Here is a 17,974-nt window from a genome sequence, read left to right as displayed (position 1 = left end):
AGACCCCCCATACCTGCCTCAGCAGAAGGGAAGCACATCATAGGCTAGCTGGGAATCCTGAATCTCGATGCCCGCGACATGCTCTAAACAATACTCATAGACTGATTGATGTAGCCTAGCAGAGAACTCTTACGATGTCCCTCCCTCTGCCTCTCCTTCCCATGTCCCTCCCTGGTCTGAGGATCACTGACAGCATGGAAGGAGGGAGCAGGGTTCTAGGAGAGAACCACCCCTCCGTCAGTCAGACCAGGTAGTCAGGCAGCTTGCATATCTCCCGATACATGGCCTTCACGGTCTTGTCGCCATACCCCTCTGCGGCACTCGGGTTGCTATGTCCTTGCATGTGGTCAACCAAACCTGCGTCCAGAGCATGGTCCCTGCGAAGGGTCTTGAGGCGATGCCGCCAAGCGTGGTTCGGCTGAACAGCGGGGTCTTTCACCTTGGCATGGTCGCGCACCCACTCCCCGACCCTCGCCCCAATCACCTTTGCTGAGGCCCCTTTGGCATGGAACAAGGGACCGTTTGGCATTGCTTCAACCATCGTCACGAACCCCTCACGGACCAACTGAGGATGCAGTGGGACAATCCGGTGGTTGCCCGTTTTCACAGACCCCGCCTCGGGTGTGATCCTGATGCAGGGGATACCATCGACTGTAATAAGGTCAGACCTGCGAAGCTGGGTTATCTCCGTCACCCGTGCCCCTGTATGAGCACAGACCCAGGGGACCCAGCGAATGGCGCGACGCAGGTGCACGGACATCCTATCAGAGACCCCGACACTCGCACGGGCGGCTGCAAGGATGCGTTTGGCTTCATCATCGGTGAACCCCCGGTCCCGTGTGGTCTCTCGTTTGGGGGCCTTAACTCTGATGCCGTCCGTAGGATCGCCAAGGCCCATTGCCCGGCTCTTGGCAAAGCTGAACATCAAGCGAAGGGCTGCCAAATACTTCTGTCCGATGGTCTTGCCGCTCAGCTTCCGTTCATCGCGGAGGTGGTCTGTCCATCGAACGATGTCCACAGGCTTTATGTCACGGATGATGTCATGCCCCAGAAAGGCTATCAGGTCATTCACCTTCTGGCGGAAGTCTCGGATCGTCGCGGCGGGCTTCCCATCAGCCTTGGCCTGCTTTTCCCAAGTCTCAAACAAGCCCGTAAGGGTCTCGCCTGGGGCATCGTCTGAGACCTTCACAGGACTCGCTACAGGCCACAGAGGGGCCGGAAAGCGATCCTCATGGGGGTCTGCCCCATAGTCGCCTTGGGCCTGCCTGGAGAGCGTCTCGGTGGCGCGGACGGCAGTGTCATGCAGCCGGTCCAGGAGACGCTCACGGCTGGCCTCATCGGCAAGCAGCCCGTGCCGCAATAGGAGTTCGTCAGCAACTGGACCATACCACTGGGCCAGAGCTTCTTGCCGCTCGTTGCCTTGTTTCGTGCTTATGGCTTCCTTGTTCTCGGCAACCTGGGTCCACATCGTCGGCTCTCCTGGTTCCTCGGACAGACTCGTCAGCCACTTCCGGTAAAATTCGCCGCCCAGGGCCATAATGGTCTTGAGCGGGATCGGCTGCGGGCCTTTGCGGATCGCTTCCCAATGCGCTTGGTGCTTCGCCAACTCGGCTGCAAAGCGGCGTTTGGCCTCTGTCTCGTCTGAGGTCTGGAGAGAATACGAGACCTCCCGCTTGCCGAGTCGCTGGACCAAATCGGCCGGAACGCGGGCGCGGAAGTAGAACGGGGAACCGGGTTTGCGCTGAGTCGGACGTGGCATCTGCAAGACCATTGTGTGTAACCCCTGTGTGTAAGAGGGGCCGAACCAAGTCCTTGCTACAGCGTATCTTCTTGTATTTTGTCAAGAAAAGATGGTGCTGCGAGAGAGGATTGAATTCTCAATTACAGTATATAAATCAAGTCTTTATTTGATCTCTTGGCACCGTTTCCGGCACTAATTCTGGCACTAGATTGACGCTAGGTAATGTCTGGCTTTTTGGCATAGAGAAAGCCCCGAGGCGGCGGTGCGCTCGGGGCTTGTGGTTATCGTCTTTCCGGGATGGTCAGGCGGCTCGCTTTTCCAATCGCGGTGCAATGTGACGCACCGCAACAGAATACTTGTGGCCGCCAGCTTCCCAGTCATCGGCATCCTTCCAGTTACCGATGGCAACTCGCACCTCATGCCAGAGCAGGTCAGGGATCTTTCCTGTGTCATTCCAGAGAGCCTTACAGGCTTGAATGAGGTTAAGCCGTGCATGTTCCGCGCCAACATCATTGCCGTCGTAGTCGTGCCACCACGTCAGCTTATCGGCGAAGTTCTCGCGAGCAGAGATCACAACAGTCATGCCGCCACCTCGTCCAGCCAGTGACCAAGTTCATTGGCTGTCTTAGTCAGTCGGCGCATCCTGTCACGAGCAGATCGCAGAACCTTCCGCCGTCCGACGCAAGTCTGTAGCACATAGCGGCCTGCTTCCTCTTCCAAGCGCCGCCTATTGGCATCAAGGACAAGCGCCTGATCCATAACGGACAACTTACGTAGAACGCTGGCGCGCGGCAGATAGTGTAAGCGTTCACCCATGGTAAATTCCTTTCGATCTGGGTTCAATTTTGATGTGTCCAGACCGACAGGCGGTGCTGAACACTAATTCTATAGCTTCCAGTCATCAGATTGTCGTGCGGATAATTTATGCTGATTAAGGCAATAAAAACAAAATGCTAACTTTTAGAAAGCCCCTCGCCGAGGCACAGCGAAGGGCTTTTGCAGCATCGCGCCAGTTGGAGAACCGACCATGCCGTGACGGGGTTTAGGCCAATATGCCGGGCACTCTCCGTCTGATCCCGACGCTTTCGCGGCTGCTTACCCCGCCAGGCACGTCAACCCGATCTCGTTACGCTGCTTCCGGCAGATCGCCCATGTCGGCGCGCATCTCCTCGAAGCACACGCCCAGGTCGGCCAGCAGCAGCGCCGCCTTGTCGCGGGCATGATCCTGCATGATCTGATCGTTGCGGTCTTCGTCCGTAAGGATGGCATTGGCGATGGCTTTTTGCAGCGCATCCCATTTCGCATCAGAAAGGTATTCGTTTTTCACTATCCAACTCGCTCAATCACAGCACCATTACTGGAGCGTCGATAATGAATCTAATAAAGAGAGATTCAGCGCGCAAGAGTCAAAAGGCAGAAATGTGCAGTAAATGCCAATCCGGCCGCATTTCAACCTAAATAGGCATTTGGTCTTATGGTTAAATAACTAGCTGCCTATCTACCTAAAGTAAAACCCGCCACCAGGGACGAGTTGGTGGCGGGTTAAAAAACCGGGTAATCAGTCCGGTGATTTTCTTTTAGCCTGAACATTGTTCTAATTCAAGGGAAACTGTTAAAACCAAGAAGGCTTCTTATCTCGGCGCTTCGCGCCTCGCCTGCGCGGCCCTTCGGGCCTTGCCGAGCTTCGCGCCTTCGGCGCTCGCCTCGACCTTTTCATTCATCCTGCCGGAAGGCTATTCGGAAATCATCCACTCACTTTTCTTACTATCTTGTTCTTATGCTCCCCCTTTCCAGAGATGACTATTCCCCCCGATGGATAAACAACCTCATACAGCCAGAGATCATATCTCTGGCGATTGTCTATCCATCAGGGGGAATGTTCAGCGGGGATCTTTCCGTCGGAGTGGTGAACCGAACCTGCTTATCAAGGCGACCGGGCGGCATCCGTTGTCCCGGCGATATTCGGCGCATTCGGCCTCTCGGCCATGCGGTCGCAGCCCGAAGGCTGCGCAACATGAGCGGCTTGCCTCCAACCCAACCCATGTCTGACGGGTGTCACACGCGGGGACAGAGCCGTCATCTTTTTGGCGCTATCTGGCTATGCCGGGAAGCAACCTCCCTAGTGCGTCCGATGTTCTCTATCGGGGTGCGATCTGGGGTGATCTAACCTGCGAGTCCCTAGCTAACCCGTCTCCGCGCACCGTCTCGTATTCGGCATTCTGCGGGATCTTTGCCCAAGGCTAGGAGCGAACAAGGTCGGGTTGATTAGAACCGACCGAGTGTCTTCGCTGCGAGATGGGGCGCTTTGCCTAGCCGGGTCTCATAGGGCAGCTTCAACTTGACAACCAGAGTAGTTGCATTTCCGCATCGCCACAAGTGCAGAAATAACACAGTTCCATGGTTTAGCCATGTCAGCGCCTTGCAAGCATGTTCCCGGTCCGCGACTGTCTGACCAGTTCGTTGCGTATCAGGCCACGCATCGCCCGTTCCGTTTCAGCGCTGACTTTCTTTGCCAGATCGGCATTCTGTTCGGGCGTTCCTCCGCTGGCGTTAACCGTCACCGGCGCGTTGAGTGTGATGTTCTGCGTAGATGCCCCAGCGGAAGCTCTAAGCGGCCCGCTGGCGGCCTTTACGGCCTGGGTGGCGCCTCGGACCAGCCCGCCATCGGCATAGCCGGCAGCGCCCGATTTAGCGGCTCTGTGCATGGCTTCCAAGTTGCCCACGCCGATCCGGTCAACGGCTTGTTTCGAGATGACGAATTCACCGGCATGAACGATCCCTGCAGGCGTGTATTTGCCACCTGGGCCGGTATATCCACCATCGGCAAATCCACCCAACATTCCGCCGACACTGGACGAAAGCCCGCTCATGCCGGGAATCTGAAAGATCAGTTTCATCATTTGGGCTTTGGCGATCTCCATCAGCAGATCGGCAATCGCTTCCTTTGCGGATTTGGAGCCGTCCAGGATGCTGCCGAACATTCCTTCAAGGGCGTTCTTTCCCCGTTCGGATTGGCTTTTGATCCGGTCAAGTTTCTCGGCGGCCTCTTCGGCACTTAGACCAGCAGTCACATATCCTTGCGCCAGTTGATCGATTTGCGCGGTCAATTCCGGGGTGATCTGTTTTCCGGCCTGTTGGGCAGCGTGGAGCAATTCGGCTTTCTGCCGGGCATATTCCAGGGCATCGCCATATTCGCCATTACTGGCCGCAACGGTGGCAAGGATTTGGGCTTCGATATGAAGCGCTGTGGTCTTGTCTTTGATGGCCTGGGCCTCGCGGGCGAATTCGTCCAATTTCTCTTTCGCGCCACCACCGCCGGAAGGCTTTTTGTCGGCACCACCGCCACGGGCTGCCTTGTCGGCGGCTGCGCGAGCCTCTTCAGCGGCAATAGCGGCTTGTGCGGCCTCGGTGGCCTGCCCATCAGTCAGGGTCGCTCCTGTCTCGCCTGCGCGCTTCCTGACGGCCTCGATCTCGCCTTGCAGCCGTAGTTGTTCGCTGGTGGCGGTGTTGCGGGCGTTCTCGGCAGCGGTGAAGCCGTCCAGGGCCTCGCGCTGCGCCTCCATGGAGTCCATGCTGGCGGCTTCGGCTACGTGCCGGTCGCGCAGGGCCTGCGTGCCCTTGGTGCCCGCTTCAACGCCAGCCGCGCGGGCAATGGCCGCGCCCATGCTGTTCGCCAAGCTGGTGACGCTGGCGATCACGCCGCCAAGCCGGGAAAGCTGGCTCATGACGCCCGTGAATTGCACGCGGTCGCCGGCCTCCAAGGTGGCAAAGGCTTTAGCCGCTGCGGCCTCGATCTCGCCCAGCTTGGCGGTGAAGTCGTCGCCGCTGACCTCGCCATCATGGAAGGCTTGAACAAGGTTCTGAAGTTCCTCGTATGTCGCCCGCAGGCCATCGGCTGCCTGATCATATCCCAGGCTGTCCAGCCTGCTGATGGCGTCGATCATCGCCACGCCGGCCCGGCCCGCTTCCTCGGAAAGGCTGGAATAGCGCTCATTCAACCGGGCCAGGGCCTCGGCTTGCTGATCCACCGCATCACGGTCGCGGGACAGGGCGTCATAGAGTTCATCGCCCAAGATCGCGCGCCCTTCGGCCTCGCTGTCGAAGATGGAATCCAGGCGCGCGCGGAAGTCGGCCAGCTCGGTGCCGGCAGCGGCCAAGTTGACCACCGTTGCCTTGGCAAAGTTGGCCGCGCTGGTGGTCAGTTCCGAAAACTTGCGGTTGATTTCGTCGGCTTTGGCGATCAGCTCCGCATCCAGGACAGCGCCGGTTTCGTGCGCCCGGTCGATGGTCGCCCGCAGCGCGCCCTGACCTTGGGCCAGCAGTTCCACAAAGCGCTCGCCGCCGGTGCCGCCGAAAACCTCATCCGCAACACGGATCTGCGCGGCCTTGTCCAGGCTCTGAAGGCGGCCAAGGATTTCCAGCATCAGGGCCGAAGGGTCTTTCAGCTTCTCTTTCAGATCGGTGGCGCGATAGCCAAGGCGCGTGAAGGCTTCAGCAGCAGGGCCGACGCCCGTGACGATGTATTCATCAGCGCGCAGGCTCAATTCCTTGAAGCCGTCGATCAAGGCGTCAACCTCGATCCGGTTCTGTTTCGCGACAAAGGCCCATTCCTGAAACGCCTGCGTGGATAGGCCGGCGCGGGCAGCCTCATTGCCGATATTGGCGAGCCCTTCGGCAACTTGGTTCAGGTTGCCGATTATGGCCGTTGCGCCACCGGCAGCAATGCCGCCCGCTAGACCGCCAAGGAAAGGCAAGGTCAGACCTTTCAGCTTTCCGAATTGGGCGGCAATGCCGTTGCCCATCTTTCCATAGGCATCATTAATTCGGTCGGCGGATTGTTTCGCCCGCTTTTCCATTTCGGTCGCTGCTTTTCGCTGGCGGTCATTCGCCAGTTTCAGGCCGCGTTCGAGTTTATTAATTCGGGCCTCAACGTCGATAATCAGGCCGGTCATCTCGTTCATTTACAGGGTCTCACTCATTACAGGATTGTCAGGCCGATCACGTCCGGGTCGTCATATCGGCTGCGGTTGTCGTGGGCAGTGGTGGCGCGGCTGACCGCCATTGCGGACGCCACGGCAGCGTCGATGCGGCTGGCGGTGTGGGCCTTGTGCATCCTCACAAGGCCGCTGGTCGGGTTGCGCGATGTCACCACGTTCTCGAAGTGATGGCGCTGCACCGGGTCGCCATCGTGGCGGATCAGCTTGCCGGTGACGATCCGCTCCATATCGCCCGCAGCAACGCCCATGATCAGCGGGCGCTGCGGAAAGGCAAAGACGGGCAGCCCTTCATCGTGCAGGTGCTGCATGGTGACGCGCGCCAGATGCGGATCGAAGGCAATTTCCTGCACGTCGAAGGTGCCGCACAGGTCGCGGATATGATCTTCGACCATGCCGTGATCGATGATCGGGCCAGGGCAGACCGTGATCAGGCCGTCATCGCGCCAGCGCTCATAGGGTGCGCCATCACGATCACCGCGCCCGCGCAGATCCTCACCGGGCACAAAGACGCGCGACCGAAGGGTGATCTGGCCGTCATCGTGCCGGAAGGCGATGGCAACGGCGCTCAGGTCGCCAGATACCGACATATCGACGCCGACATAGGCGGGTAGCGCTTCCAGGTCGGTGTCTTCGTCGTCCAGCTCGCGGGCGTCATAGGTGCCCAGGTCAAAGAGAGGATCGCGGCTGTTGGCCTGCCAGATGTTCAGGTTGAATTGCTTGAAGCTGGCGAGCTCTGCCGGGTTGCCTTCGGCCTCTTTCGCCAGGGCGCGCAGGCCGGACATGGACGGGAAGCCATAGGCCAGACCGGGATTGGCCTTGTGCCAGGTGCTTTCGTCCTGCCAGTCGTCATCGGGTTCGGCCATGAACAGGACCGGCAAGAATTCCGGGTTGATGATCTCGCCTGTTGCCACGCGCCGGGCATAGTCGAATTGATCAGCGGCCAGCCCTTCGGCACCGCGCCCGGCGGTGGTGCAGATCATCATCAGGGTGTCGTCGGTCTTGGCCTGCCCGCTCTTGATGGCCTCCCACAGGTCACGGCCTTTCCAGGCGTGAATCTCGTCGATCAGGGTGAAGCTGGGCGTCAGGCCATGCGCCGCCCCGCCGTCGCTGGCAAGGGCAGTCAGGGTTGAGCCGATCTTGGGATAAGTGATCTGCTTCTTGCTGTTGAAGGCATCGCGGATTTTCACCACGTCCAGCAGGCGCTGATCCTCGCGGATGATGTTGGCGGCCTCGCGAAAGCCGATGCTGGCCTGTTCGCGGTCACAGGCGGCAAAGATCACCTGACCAGCCGGGCGGGCCTCGGGACCAAACAGGTGATTCAGCGACAAGGCAGCGGCCACGGTGGTCTTGCGGTTGCCCCTGGGCAGCATCAGGAACACGGTTTTAACGGTTCGGCTGCCATCAGGATTGCGCGGGCCGTAGATGCGCCTGACCAGCCGTTCCTGCGGATCGAAAAGCTGAAACTTCCGGCCCGGTTCGGTGCTATTCGGATGCCGAAGTCGGCGCAGGAACGTAACCGTTCGTTCACCGTGCCCAAGGGGGTCGGGAATTGGGCTGCCGTCATAAATCCAGGTCGGGAAGGTCGAAGCCATCACGCCACCGCCAGCGGGTTGTCGTCGTCATCCTCGGGCGCTGCCGATCCGATCCGCGCCCGGCTGGTCGGGGTCAGGCCGTATTCACTGGCAAGCTGGCGGGCTGTCTGGGCGTAGCGGATTTGGAGCCCGGCCAGCTTCAGGTCGGGCACCGGCATGGCGTTGATGATCTCCGCGATCTGGCGCACGGCACCGGCGGCGGTGCAGTAGTTCTCGATCCCGGCCAGATCGGCGCGGGTGATGATCCTGCGCGCGATCAGTCGCGGCATGATCCGCTTCCATTCGGCCTTGGCCTGGGCGGACAGGTAGGACGGGGCGGCGGGCGCCTTGGTCAGGGCCTCGGCATCCTTGGCCGGGGCGGGCTTGATGCCCCGATTATGGATGCTCATGCCACCGCCTCTGCCCTGATCTCCAAGCCGCGCCTGCGCCCGATCTCCGACAGGCTGGTGATGTTCCAGACCTTGCCGGCATGGGTGATCCGGTCGCTGGTGCCGATCGGCTGCGCCGGCCAGCGGATCAGAAACACGGCGCGGGCCTTGTCGCCCTCGATCTCGCGCAGCAGGAATTCGGTTGTGCCGGCTTCCTTGGTTTCGGCCCGCGTCGTCAGGATCGGCAGCCAGACCTTCCGCACCAGCCCGTTATCGTTGACCAGCTCTTGCAGCCGCTCGATTTGGATGCGCGCTTGCAGCTTGCCCGCCCTCATTCGCGCCACCGGATGACAGCGCGCAGGGCAACGGCACCATGCGCAGCACCGTCCAGGCCGGGCTGGTCGGTCCAGGCCAAGGTCGGGCGTTCCCATTCATCGATGTCGAAGCCGTTGGCCTGGGGCGCGTCCATCAGCGCCATCATCATGGCGGCGGCGATGCCTTCGGCGGTGCCGCTGCCGTCCTGCATGGCCCACAGATGCGCCATTGCCCGCACCTCAGCCACGATCTGCCCACCTGAGGCACGGCCAAGGATCTCGGTGCGCAGCCCTGACAGGTGGATTGCCGGCAGTTGTTCAGGTCGCACCGACGCCGCGCGAATGCGCGCTGGTTCGACATACAAGGGGATGGTCCCGTCAGCCAGAAACTGGGCGCGGATGGCCTCTTGAAGCGCCAGGGTCGGGATCATTGGCTGGCCTCGCGGATGGCCTTGTTGACCGCGCTGTTGATCCTCCGCTGAACGCGGGTGCGGTTCAAGCGCCATGCGGGCAAGAGGAAGGGCGTGGCGGGCATGGTGCCGGTCGTGCTGCCATCGCGCCGGATGCGTGGCGCAGTGCCAAACTCGACTAGGTGGCCGTGCCGGGCGTCGCGGTTGCCAGCCGTGACAAAACCTTGCAGATCGTGCGCGGTGCGTTGTCCGCCCTCGCTGGCGTAGGCCGGGGTTGCCTCATTGGGGCCGGTGGCCTCGATGGACTCCACAAGACTGCCGGTGCTGCGTGACGCCTCTGCCAGGGCAGCAGCATCGGCGGCAACTTCCTCCACCGACCTGCGGATGGCGGGCTGCACCTTGGCGATGATCTCGCGCGGGATGGCTGCCAAGCGCTTTGCTATGGCATCGGACGACTGCCGGGTGATGCTCATTCTGCGGCCTCGGGCTGGTGGCCGGTGACGCGCTCTTTCAGCGGCGACAGCAGGTCATGGACGCCGAAGGGCAGTTGATAGGCGCTGGCGAAGGTGACGGCCTCGCGGCTCTCGTATTGGGTCGCCACCAGCAGCAACGCGGCCTGCGCCATCAGGGCGTTGGCGGGGTCGAAGGGCTGGCCGGTGTAGGCCGCCACCCAGGTGGCAGCGACGCCCGCGTAATGGGTCAGAAGCTCGTCGTCATCGGCATGGTCGATGACAAGATGCGCCCGGATCAGGGGCAGCGGCAGGGTGGACATGGCAGCACTCGCAACTGGGACAATCATTACTGTTGCAAAAATACCACATTTTCCTCTAAAGCGCTAGTTGGAAAAGTTATTTTCGGCCTGTCTTGTGCGTGACTCCACACGCCGGTTCTCGGATTGCAGATATGAATACTGGGTGCCCCTCCCTTCTTCTCTGATCACTATAGCATTACATCTGGATCTAGAAGTGAGTCATCGCTGGAACTCGGTTTTGTATTCGCATCCCACTTCCGCTTAATGTATTTCGAAGTGAACTCAATTTCAGGGAAAAGAGTGCGCTGGTTGATATTGATGCGATCTAGTTGGCGAAGAATATCTTTCTTGTAATCTGCTCCAATATCGACAATCGTAGTTCTAAAACTTACGGCCCTCTCTATGTTCTTGTAGCCAAGAAGGCCAGCCACAACAAACGCGCCAGACTGAGCAACTATTCTTCTGTTGCTCTTAGGAGGATGAACAAAATAATATCTTTTTAGATCTCTTGCGTCGATTTGTTTTCTAAAAAATCCTTTCTCCATCCTGATGAACTGAATCAACCTGTCAATCTCGGGCCGCCCATTCACTAGGTCATTCATTGCCTCAATGGAAAGCCCCTTTTTCTTGGAATCTGAGATCAGGAAGTCAATGGTTTGCTTCTCTGAATCAGAAAGATTGGTTAAATTACAAAGAATGCTAACCGCGTCGCTGTCGGCAAATTTTATTCTGGGCGGCTCAAAGTCTAATATAATTACCTTGCCATCCCGATGACTTTGATCGGGATCATGGCACGCAAAAAACAGTGCGACTAAAGGATTAAGACTCACATCCAGGAGTCGCGTCGGTAAGCCGTAGTGTTGCGCCCTAACCAGCTTCTGAAACATGGTCGTATCTCTATGGAACTCGTCAGGCGCTTCAAGAATCAATTCGCTTATAATGTTCTTTTCCGCATCGGATCGCAGTCCCCGCATAACGGAGGGTTTTAGATCCCATTTCTTATTTCCTTCGCCTCGGTAACATTGAATGCCCTGCTTTTGGTTTGTGTCGTATATCCGAACTAAAAAAGAAGGGACATCGATGACTTCGTTTACTTTGTTTGCTTTATTCATCTTGTTGAGCTTGAGGATGTTAGACGATGTGCCGCATAATAGTTACACTTCATCTTTGAAGATACTCCCGGCGACGTTCAACTATCGCTATTATTGTCTCAGCCATTCGGTAGAATGTATACAAGCACTCTAGGAACATAAAAATAATTACGGCCGGAACTATCCCGGTGAAGAACAAAGTGAAGGCATCAACCGTCCAAGAGATTCGATGCTCTGACCATGACTGAAGAGCCTCGATAAAGGAGGCATCCTGGAGGGCTTGTGGCCACTTTAGTTTAACTACTCCTAAACCAAGGATAGCTATAGAGAGTATCGCAAGCGGTATAAAATACTTCGAACGTGCTTCAAAGTTTATAGCCAGTGCCCCAAGTCTCTGAAGTCGAACTCGGTCGTCTTCACTGGTGGCCTTTGGAAGATCGGCTCCGGCCAATGATGAATTCGAAAAGTATGCTGTAAAAGTAAACCCTGTAAGAACAGTTAGGCAGGTTGCCATGACTGAGTATACATCCTTCAAAGATTCCCTCGCAAAAATGGACAGAAAAAACGATACCATTAGTGTGAATGCGAGGCGAATTCCATATGCCATCCACCACCGAGGCTCAGTGGCTGTGTAGGTATTATAGGCATTGGTAACTATTTTTATCATTTAGTTTACCAGCAGAGGCGTAATCTTTTCTCGCATTACTCGGATCATCTCTTGCTTAACTTGCTCCCGATTGGGTGCGCCATGATTGTCTACGTCAACCCTTAGTGGGAACTTGGTTGCAAAGTTGTTGCCTCCTAGGAAGTATACCGTTCGAGTTCCTTTGTCTTCCCTTACGACGGCAGTGCAGCCAATTATATCTTCGCTATCAAGCTCTAGCAACTCTCCCTGATTAACGATGTTTGCCAGGGCGCGCTTTCTTTCTGTGATGGTCCCACGCATTTGGTCGGAAATTCTTGTTATCTCATCTCCAAATCCTTCGCCAAACTCAGTATTTTTGATGGCGATCACACCGGAAGAGCCAAAAACATTTCTTTGCTCAGGGCGCTGGCTTGACTTGCGATAGGTCAGCTTGATTTCAATAGGTGTTCCGTTGCCTATTTCTTCTGAAATACTTGTCAGTGTTTTCGAGGCTACTGTGTAGTTTCCCCTCAACACATAGGACAAGCAGCTTCGCAGTCCCTCATAGTCGCCAAAGTTCCCGTTGTAGGTTGCCCCGATCAGGACGCGCCCATCTTGCAGTCTCGTTATAAGATAATAGAATTCCCGCAGGTTTAAGCTTTCTGCGGTAATTGGTCCGTGGAGGTTGTTTCTGTAACGAAGTCCGTAGTATGCTCCCTCAAATTTTCCAAAGTGAAGATAGTTATCAATAACTTCGTATTCTTCAAAGGGAAGGATCTCTCCAGCTTTTATTCTTGCTATCGTTGCGTCATCGTTTTCATCTAGTCGCTCCGGGTTTGATATATGACTTACCAACTTTCCAAACTCTGCTTCACTAAAGCCTGCGTCTATTTTTTCGTTACGTTCATTTTTAATTTGCTTTACTAGATAATGAAACGACGCGGAAATTTGATTGGTAGACTGCTTTTTCGCCATGGCGCCCTCTGTAACCGTTCGGGCAACATGCACAGCCGCTATAGTTCGGTCAACATGCTGTTTTCTTGCCGTTGTTTGTGGCGGTTATGGCAGGGTGTGCATAGTGCCTGCCAGTTACTCCGCTTCCAGAACAGCGCCTGATTTCCCCTGTGGGGCGTGATATGGTCAACGAGGGTAGCTTCGGCACCGCACATTGCGCACAGAGGGTGGTGGCACAGGAACTCGGCCCGCGCCTTCTCCCATTGCCTTGTGTAGCCGCGCTGACGGCTGTTCGGGCGCTTCCGGTCGTGGCGGGCCTTCCGCTCGCGCTGGCGTTCGATCTGGCAGGCGCAAAGCTGGTCAGCCGGAACAATGGCACCACAGGAACAAAGGCGAGGCGGGCGGGCCATTAGGCGGTTCTTAAAGTGGTAGACGTGCTTCGACGTGTCACTGGTGTCTCACCTTCAAGGCACGCAGGCCTTCACGGTCGAAGGCGGGGTCATATCCCAGTTCTTCGATCTCGCGCAGGCGTTCGGCGGTGTATACATTCGATGTAGCTACAAGGGCGCTTCCTGTGGCTTGGATTTCGGACAGGCCGGGCGTCAGCTTCACCAGCCGATCGATATGGGCCTCGAAGGCGGCCTCGATCTCGGCGGGGCTGGCGGACCAGGCGTCAGAAGGCGACCAGCCAAGCCAGCCGGTCGCAAACTGATACAGGGTCTTAAAATACTCACTCAGCGGCATGGGCTTGTCGCTGGCTCTGCCTTGGCTCGGCGCTTCCGCAGCGCTGTCATCACCTGCTTTGATCAGGGCAGCCAGGACCGCCAGACAAGCCGCCTGGGCGTCGGCCAGGAAGGACGCCAGGGGCTTGTCGGCGGTGGCGGCTAGGACGTGTTGCGCGTCCTGCCGATCCGTTGCGGTGGCGAGTATCACCGCGCGGATTTGGGAAAGGGATTGCTGGGCGATCTGCTTCCAGACCTGGGGAAAGCCGCCCGGCAGGTTGTCGATGGTGACGGCAGCCCGCAGGGATGCCCGAAGCGTGACGACAGCGCCGTCATGCTCCAGGACCGTCTCGAAGGCGGGCTGCACAGTCATGGCTTAGACGGCCACGCGCAGCTTCACAAAGCGGTCGGCATGGGTCAGATCGGCTCCGACGCGCTTGCGGGCGATGAACCGGACTTGGCCTTTGGTTCCCAAGGTGTAGGGATCGCGCAGGACGGACAGGTCAACCCGGTCGAAGATGCGATAGCCCGACAGGTCGCCGAACATGATGGGTGCGGTGCCTGCCGCCACGCTGTCCATGTCCGGCATTTCCACGATGGGATTGCCCAGAAGGCGCAGGACGCCGCCGTCCTTCGGATCGGTGACAAGATACTGGCCTTGCGCGTCCTTGAACCGGCGGATGGTCGAAAGGGTGCTACGGTTCATCAGCCAGACCGCGCTGCGGGCGTGGAAGGACGGGATGCTGTGCTGCATGGCAATCAGCACGTCCATCGGGTTCGATGCCGGGAAGCCGCCCGCCAAGCCGGTCTTGACCTCAGTCACGCCAGGGGCGGTCATCAGGCCGCGCGGCTGGCCGGTGCCGGTGCCCTTGACGAAAGCCAGCCCTTCGACCTTCGCGAAGCCCTTGGCGAGCTCCGCGTTCATCTCGCCTTCCAGGTTGTAGCTGTTGTCTTCTAGCACCTTGTTCGAGGCGACATAGAAGCTGGACAGCTCATGGTTGGCGATCTTGACCTGCCCGAACGTGGGTTCGGTGGCGGTCATGTCTGCGCCTTCCTCGGTCCAGAAGGCGTTCACGCCCGTCAGCAGGGTCGGGAAGGTGATTTCCGATCCGGTGACAGTCTGCACGCTGGCATATTGGCGCAGCGGCGACATTTCGGTCAGCAGCTTCAGGATTTCGCTGCCCTGTTCGGTCGGGACCAGATAGCCGCCGTTGGCGTTGGCCGCGACGGCAAGCGCCTTGGTTTCGGTCGGGTCCATGCGGGCCTCGCCGACGCGCAGGTAGTTCTGGAAAGCCTTCTGTTCGGGCTGTTCGGCCTGCACGATGGCCGGTGCGGCGGGGCGGTTGCCTTTGGCTTCCAGCTTGTCCAGGCGCGACAGAACCGCCTCGAATTTCTTCAGGTCGATGACCGGCGCATCATTGGCCGGGGTCTTGGCCTCGATGGCCGGGTCTTCGTTCTCCACAGGGATCTCCTTGTTGGTGGACTGCGATTTCAGAGAGGTGATCGTCGCGCCGGGGTGCATCGGCACCGCAACGACAGAGATTTCATGCAGGGCCAGCGCGGTGATCGTGCGGCCCTTGGGGTGGCGGGTGGCGCCTTTGGTGACGAAACCGATGCTCAGGCCGGTGACGGCACCGGCGCGGATCATGGCGCGGACCTCGCGGGCGCGTTCCACGTCATCGACCAGCAGGCGTCCTTTGACGGACAGGCCGCTGTCGGTTTCGGTGATCTGGTCCCAAACGCCGACAACCTGGGCCTGATCGTGCGCAAAGAGCATCGGCAGGCTGGCGGGCTGGTCGAAGGCGCCCTTCTGGATCACGTCGCCCACACGGTCGGCTGATCCGAAGGGCCACGCGATGCCTTCGATCTCGCCTGTCTCGCTGGCGGTCAGTTGGGCCTTGATCTCGATGCGGTCAGACATTGGCCTGGGCCTCTTTCTTCTGGCGCAGGGCGCGCTTCAGCACGGCAGCGGCCAGAGCCAGGGCTTCATCTTGAAGCCCTTCGGCATGTCGGCTGATCTGATCGTAAACAGGGTTCATGCTGCGGCCTCCTTGCCGCTCCACCGGGCGTCCAGAATGTCCAAGGCCAAGGGCAGCAGTTCACCGATGGGGCGCTGTCGGGCGTAGGTATCGACCAGCCGGGCGGCTTCCTCGGGGTTGGTGCCGCCACCGATCAGGCCCAGCCGGATAACTTCGATCAGATCGGCCAGCCGGAAATCGTTGCGGGACAAGCGCAGGAACAGGGCACCGATGCCGGTTTCGGTCAGGCGTTCCAGTTCGATCACCATGGGATCGGTCAGGGCGAAGGCACGTTCGCCCGTGCCGAAGAAAGCGCGGTGCGTGATGGTCATTCGTCATCATCCTGGGGATTGCCCGGGGCAGTCGTCGCGCCGGTCGAGGTGTAGGGATTGGAGAGGCTGTTGCCTTCGGGCATGGGCGGCAGGTTCAGACCGGCGCGCACCTCGTTGGCGGTCAGGACGCCAGCGCTGCGATACTGGGCGTATGCCGTCGCACGGGCGGCAAAGTCGGTGGTCAACAGGTCGTCGGTGACAGCTTCGACATAAAGGCTGGCGCGTTCCTCGGGCGACAGCAGCACGCGCGTATAGGCGGCCTGCCAGCGTTTCAGCCAGGGCCGGAGGGTCATGGTCAGGAATTGCCGGCCCATCTCCTCGGTATTCGACCAGGTGCCCCGCGACAGTTCGAAAAGCATGGTCGGCGGGATGCGGAAGGCGCGGGCGATCTCGCACACCTGTTCCAGCCGGTTTTCGAGAAATTGGGCATCGGTATGGCTGCCGCTGACTTGCTGGTAGTCCATGCCCTCGTCCAGCACGGCAGTTCCGCCCGCCTGCTTGCCGCCGTGGGTCTTGAACCAGCTCGCCGCAATCTTTTTCGCGCCATCTGCGTCCAGCTTCTGCGGGTGCTTGATGATGCCGGAAGGACGCCCGCCGTTGCTGTAGAAGCCCGCCAGATGCTGTTCGGCAGCGATGGCAAGGCCAATGGCTTCGCGGGCCAGGGTGATCGGGCTGGCGCCACCGAAGGCCGAAACGTGCAGCACCTCGCCATAGGGCAGGACCACTTCGCCGCCACCTTGCAGCCTGACTTTGTAGGACGGTTCGCCCATGGGGTCGGTTTCAATGCTCACCGCGCCGGGGTCCATCCGGTGCAGCTCCATCGGCTTGCCTTCGCTGGTGCGCACCACCTGGGCAAAGCCATGGCCGCGCATCAGGGCGTCGAGGGTCAGGGCCTCGCGTAGTTCTTCGGCGCTGGTCCAGGGGTTCGCCTCGTCATGGATCAGGCGATAGGCCGGATGATCCTTGATGGCCGTGCGGGCCTCGCGGTCGTGCAGCTTGAAGGGCAAGGCGCCGCAGGTCTCGGAAATGAGACCGACAGCGCAGGCCACAGCAGGCACGCGCATGGCGGTGGTGTGAGTGACGGTCACGCCCGATGCGACAGGCTGGACGCCGAAGAGCCCGAAAGCCTCGGGATCGGTCAGAACGACAGACTTCTTTTCGAGGGGTTCGCCTTGGCCGAAGACACGGCCAAGGCGCGACATGATAGACACAAGATTACTCGCAACAACACAACTGCGATAAATATGACACACATGTTGCCTTTTGGCAACATAAAGCTTGTGAGCGTTTTATTTTTGACCTTGCAACCTTCACTTTCTCAAGCTGTTATGCGCGCTATGCCCGATGCAGCACCATCGCTTCCGAAAGATGAGTCTGCCCTGTCGCCACGACTGAAAGAGCTTGCCCGGCAGCTTGCGGAGGCGCTGCGCCAGGCGCGCTTCGATCCGCCCTCGGACAAGTAAAATACACAACCCGGCGCGATCACTTAAGCCTCGGGGGTGCCCAGGTTGAAAATCTGCCTGCCCAAGTGTTCAAGATGGTCAAGTGCTCTTACGTGAAAGCCTATCTCATGCGCGCTTTGATCGCTGCCTTTCTTCTCTGTCCAACTATCGCGAACGCAGAATTCTTGACAGGAAACCAAGTTCTTGAGCATTGCGAAAATGACCGACCCTTTGTGGCTGGCTTTGCTGCTGGAGTTATGGATGGCATCCAAACAGGAGATTTTGTCCACCTAGGACATCGTAAACTAATCTGTCCTGCTGCAGGGGTGACTGTGAGACAGGCAACAGATTTGATGTGCAAGTATTTTGAAGAGCATCCAGAAGACCGCGATGCGACTGCAGCATCCACAGCCTTAGTTGTCTTTGCTGAAACTTGGCCCTGCTGAACTGACTCGCACAACCCCGGCGCGATCCCGCGCCGGCGTGGTCTCCGTGTCATAAAACCTGTTCTTCGCCGATCAGCAGTCAGGGGGGCACATTCCATTCTGGAATGCATCACTCGATAGTTTCCTGAAGCTATTCAGGAGGATGTGATGAGGCGCCCTTTCACCAACCTG

Annotated in this window: 20 protein-coding genes; 2 read left to right on the top strand and 18 right to left on the bottom strand. The window is 58.6% G+C overall.

Annotated elements, in window-relative coordinates; genetic code table 11:
• Positions 1-241 precede the first annotated feature (241 nt).
• The 18 genes from J0F76_RS17165 to J0F76_RS17085 all read right to left on the bottom strand — a co-directional run bounded on the left by J0F76_RS17165 (position 242) and on the right by J0F76_RS17085 (position 17,117).
• A complete protein-coding gene (locus tag J0F76_RS17165) occupies positions 242-1,759 on the bottom strand; it encodes a DUF6538 domain-containing protein (RefSeq protein ID WP_207471341.1) in 1,518 nt (505 codons plus the stop codon).
• 283 nt (positions 1,760-2,042) lie between these two features.
• Positions 2,043-2,324: a hypothetical protein gene (locus tag J0F76_RS17160; RefSeq protein ID WP_207471339.1), complete on the bottom strand. Its 282-nt coding sequence runs from the start codon at positions 2,322-2,324 to the stop codon at positions 2,043-2,045.
• A 543-nt stretch (positions 2,325-2,867) separates the two neighbouring features.
• Positions 2,868-3,068 carry a hypothetical protein gene (locus J0F76_RS17155; protein WP_207471338.1) on the bottom strand — a complete coding sequence of 67 codons (201 nt, stop codon included), beginning with the start codon at positions 3,066-3,068 and terminating at the stop codon, positions 2,868-2,870.
• A gap of 1,084 nt (positions 3,069-4,152) precedes the next feature.
• A complete protein-coding gene (locus J0F76_RS17150; protein WP_207471337.1) occupies positions 4,153-6,702 on the bottom strand; it encodes a hypothetical protein in 2,550 nt (849 codons plus the stop codon).
• 17 nt (positions 6,703-6,719) lie between these two features.
• Positions 6,720-8,330, bottom strand: coding sequence for a terminase large subunit (locus J0F76_RS17145; protein WP_278250449.1), 1,611 nt, complete (start codon positions 8,328-8,330; stop codon positions 6,720-6,722).
• A complete protein-coding gene (locus J0F76_RS17140) occupies positions 8,330-8,719 on the bottom strand; it encodes a phage terminase small subunit P27 family (protein ID WP_207471333.1) in 390 nt (129 codons plus the stop codon). Before J0F76_RS17140 ends, J0F76_RS17145 begins: the two co-directional genes overlap by 1 nt.
• Entirely contained in the window at positions 8,716-9,033 is a 318-nt protein-coding gene (locus J0F76_RS17135; protein WP_207471331.1) for a head-tail adaptor protein, read from the bottom strand. The genes J0F76_RS17140 and J0F76_RS17135 overlap by 4 nt, the downstream gene beginning before the upstream one ends.
• Positions 9,030-9,443, bottom strand: a complete 414-nt coding sequence (gp17, locus tag J0F76_RS17130) for a tail completion protein gp17 (protein ID WP_207471330.1) — start codon at positions 9,441-9,443, stop codon at positions 9,030-9,032. Before gp17 ends, J0F76_RS17135 begins: the two co-directional genes overlap by 4 nt.
• Positions 9,440-9,895: an HK97 gp10 family phage protein gene (locus J0F76_RS17125; protein WP_242690316.1), complete on the bottom strand. Its 456-nt coding sequence runs from the start codon at positions 9,893-9,895 to the stop codon at positions 9,440-9,442. The genes gp17 and J0F76_RS17125 overlap by 4 nt, the downstream gene beginning before the upstream one ends.
• Entirely contained in the window at positions 9,892-10,194 is a 303-nt protein-coding gene (locus tag J0F76_RS17120; protein ID WP_207471328.1) for a head-tail connector protein, read from the bottom strand. The genes J0F76_RS17125 and J0F76_RS17120 overlap by 4 nt, the downstream gene beginning before the upstream one ends.
• 167 nt (positions 10,195-10,361) lie before the next feature.
• The gene (locus tag J0F76_RS17115; RefSeq protein WP_207471326.1) at positions 10,362-11,285 is read right to left on the bottom strand and encodes an FRG domain-containing protein; all 924 of its coding nucleotides are present in this window, start codon (positions 11,283-11,285) and stop codon (positions 10,362-10,364) included.
• A 646-nt stretch (positions 11,286-11,931) separates the two neighbouring features.
• A complete protein-coding gene (locus J0F76_RS17110) occupies positions 11,932-12,864 on the bottom strand; it encodes a hypothetical protein (RefSeq protein WP_207471324.1) in 933 nt (310 codons plus the stop codon).
• A 38-nt stretch (positions 12,865-12,902) separates the two neighbouring features.
• Positions 12,903-13,058 (bottom strand): HNH endonuclease signature motif containing protein, encoded by a 156-nt coding sequence (locus J0F76_RS21005; protein WP_242690319.1) that lies wholly within the window; start codon positions 13,056-13,058, stop codon positions 12,903-12,905.
• 232 nt (positions 13,059-13,290) lie between these two features.
• Positions 13,291-13,938 carry a hypothetical protein gene (locus J0F76_RS17100; protein ID WP_207471320.1) on the bottom strand — a complete coding sequence of 216 codons (648 nt, stop codon included), beginning with the start codon at positions 13,936-13,938 and terminating at the stop codon, positions 13,291-13,293.
• Positions 13,939-13,941: 3 nt separating this feature from the next.
• Positions 13,942-15,486 (bottom strand): phage major capsid protein, encoded by a 1,545-nt coding sequence (locus J0F76_RS17095; protein ID WP_207471319.1) that lies wholly within the window; start codon positions 15,484-15,486, stop codon positions 13,942-13,944.
• A complete protein-coding gene (locus J0F76_RS21195) occupies positions 15,479-15,604 on the bottom strand; it encodes a hypothetical protein (protein ID WP_278250448.1) in 126 nt (41 codons plus the stop codon). The genes J0F76_RS17095 and J0F76_RS21195 overlap by 8 nt, the downstream gene beginning before the upstream one ends.
• Positions 15,601-15,915, bottom strand: a complete 315-nt coding sequence (locus J0F76_RS17090) for a gene transfer agent family protein (RefSeq protein ID WP_207471317.1) — start codon at positions 15,913-15,915, stop codon at positions 15,601-15,603. The genes J0F76_RS21195 and J0F76_RS17090 overlap by 4 nt, the downstream gene beginning before the upstream one ends.
• On the bottom strand, positions 15,912-17,117 hold the full coding sequence (locus J0F76_RS17085) for a phage portal protein (protein WP_207471315.1): 1,206 nt from the start codon (positions 17,115-17,117) through the stop codon (positions 15,912-15,914). Before J0F76_RS17085 ends, J0F76_RS17090 begins: the two co-directional genes overlap by 4 nt.
• On the opposite strand from J0F76_RS17085, the gene J0F76_RS17080 reads away from it, so the two are divergent.
• On the top strand, positions 17,088-17,378 hold the full coding sequence (locus J0F76_RS17080) for a hypothetical protein (RefSeq protein ID WP_207471313.1): 291 nt from the start codon (positions 17,088-17,090) through the stop codon (positions 17,376-17,378). The two genes, J0F76_RS17085 and J0F76_RS17080, sit on opposite strands and share 30 nt — an antisense overlap.
• A 92-nt stretch (positions 17,379-17,470) precedes the next feature.
• Positions 17,471-17,803, top strand: a complete 333-nt coding sequence (locus J0F76_RS17075; RefSeq protein ID WP_207471310.1) for a Rap1a/Tai family immunity protein — start codon at positions 17,471-17,473, stop codon at positions 17,801-17,803.
• Positions 17,804-17,974 lie beyond the last annotated feature (171 nt).

Source organism: Paracoccus fontiphilus, from assembly GCF_017356265.1.
Lineage (GTDB): Bacteria > Pseudomonadota > Alphaproteobacteria > Rhodobacterales > Rhodobacteraceae > Paracoccus > Paracoccus fontiphilus.
Note: the sequence above shows the minus strand (reverse complement) of the source record. Positions and strands in the feature narration are given on the sequence as shown.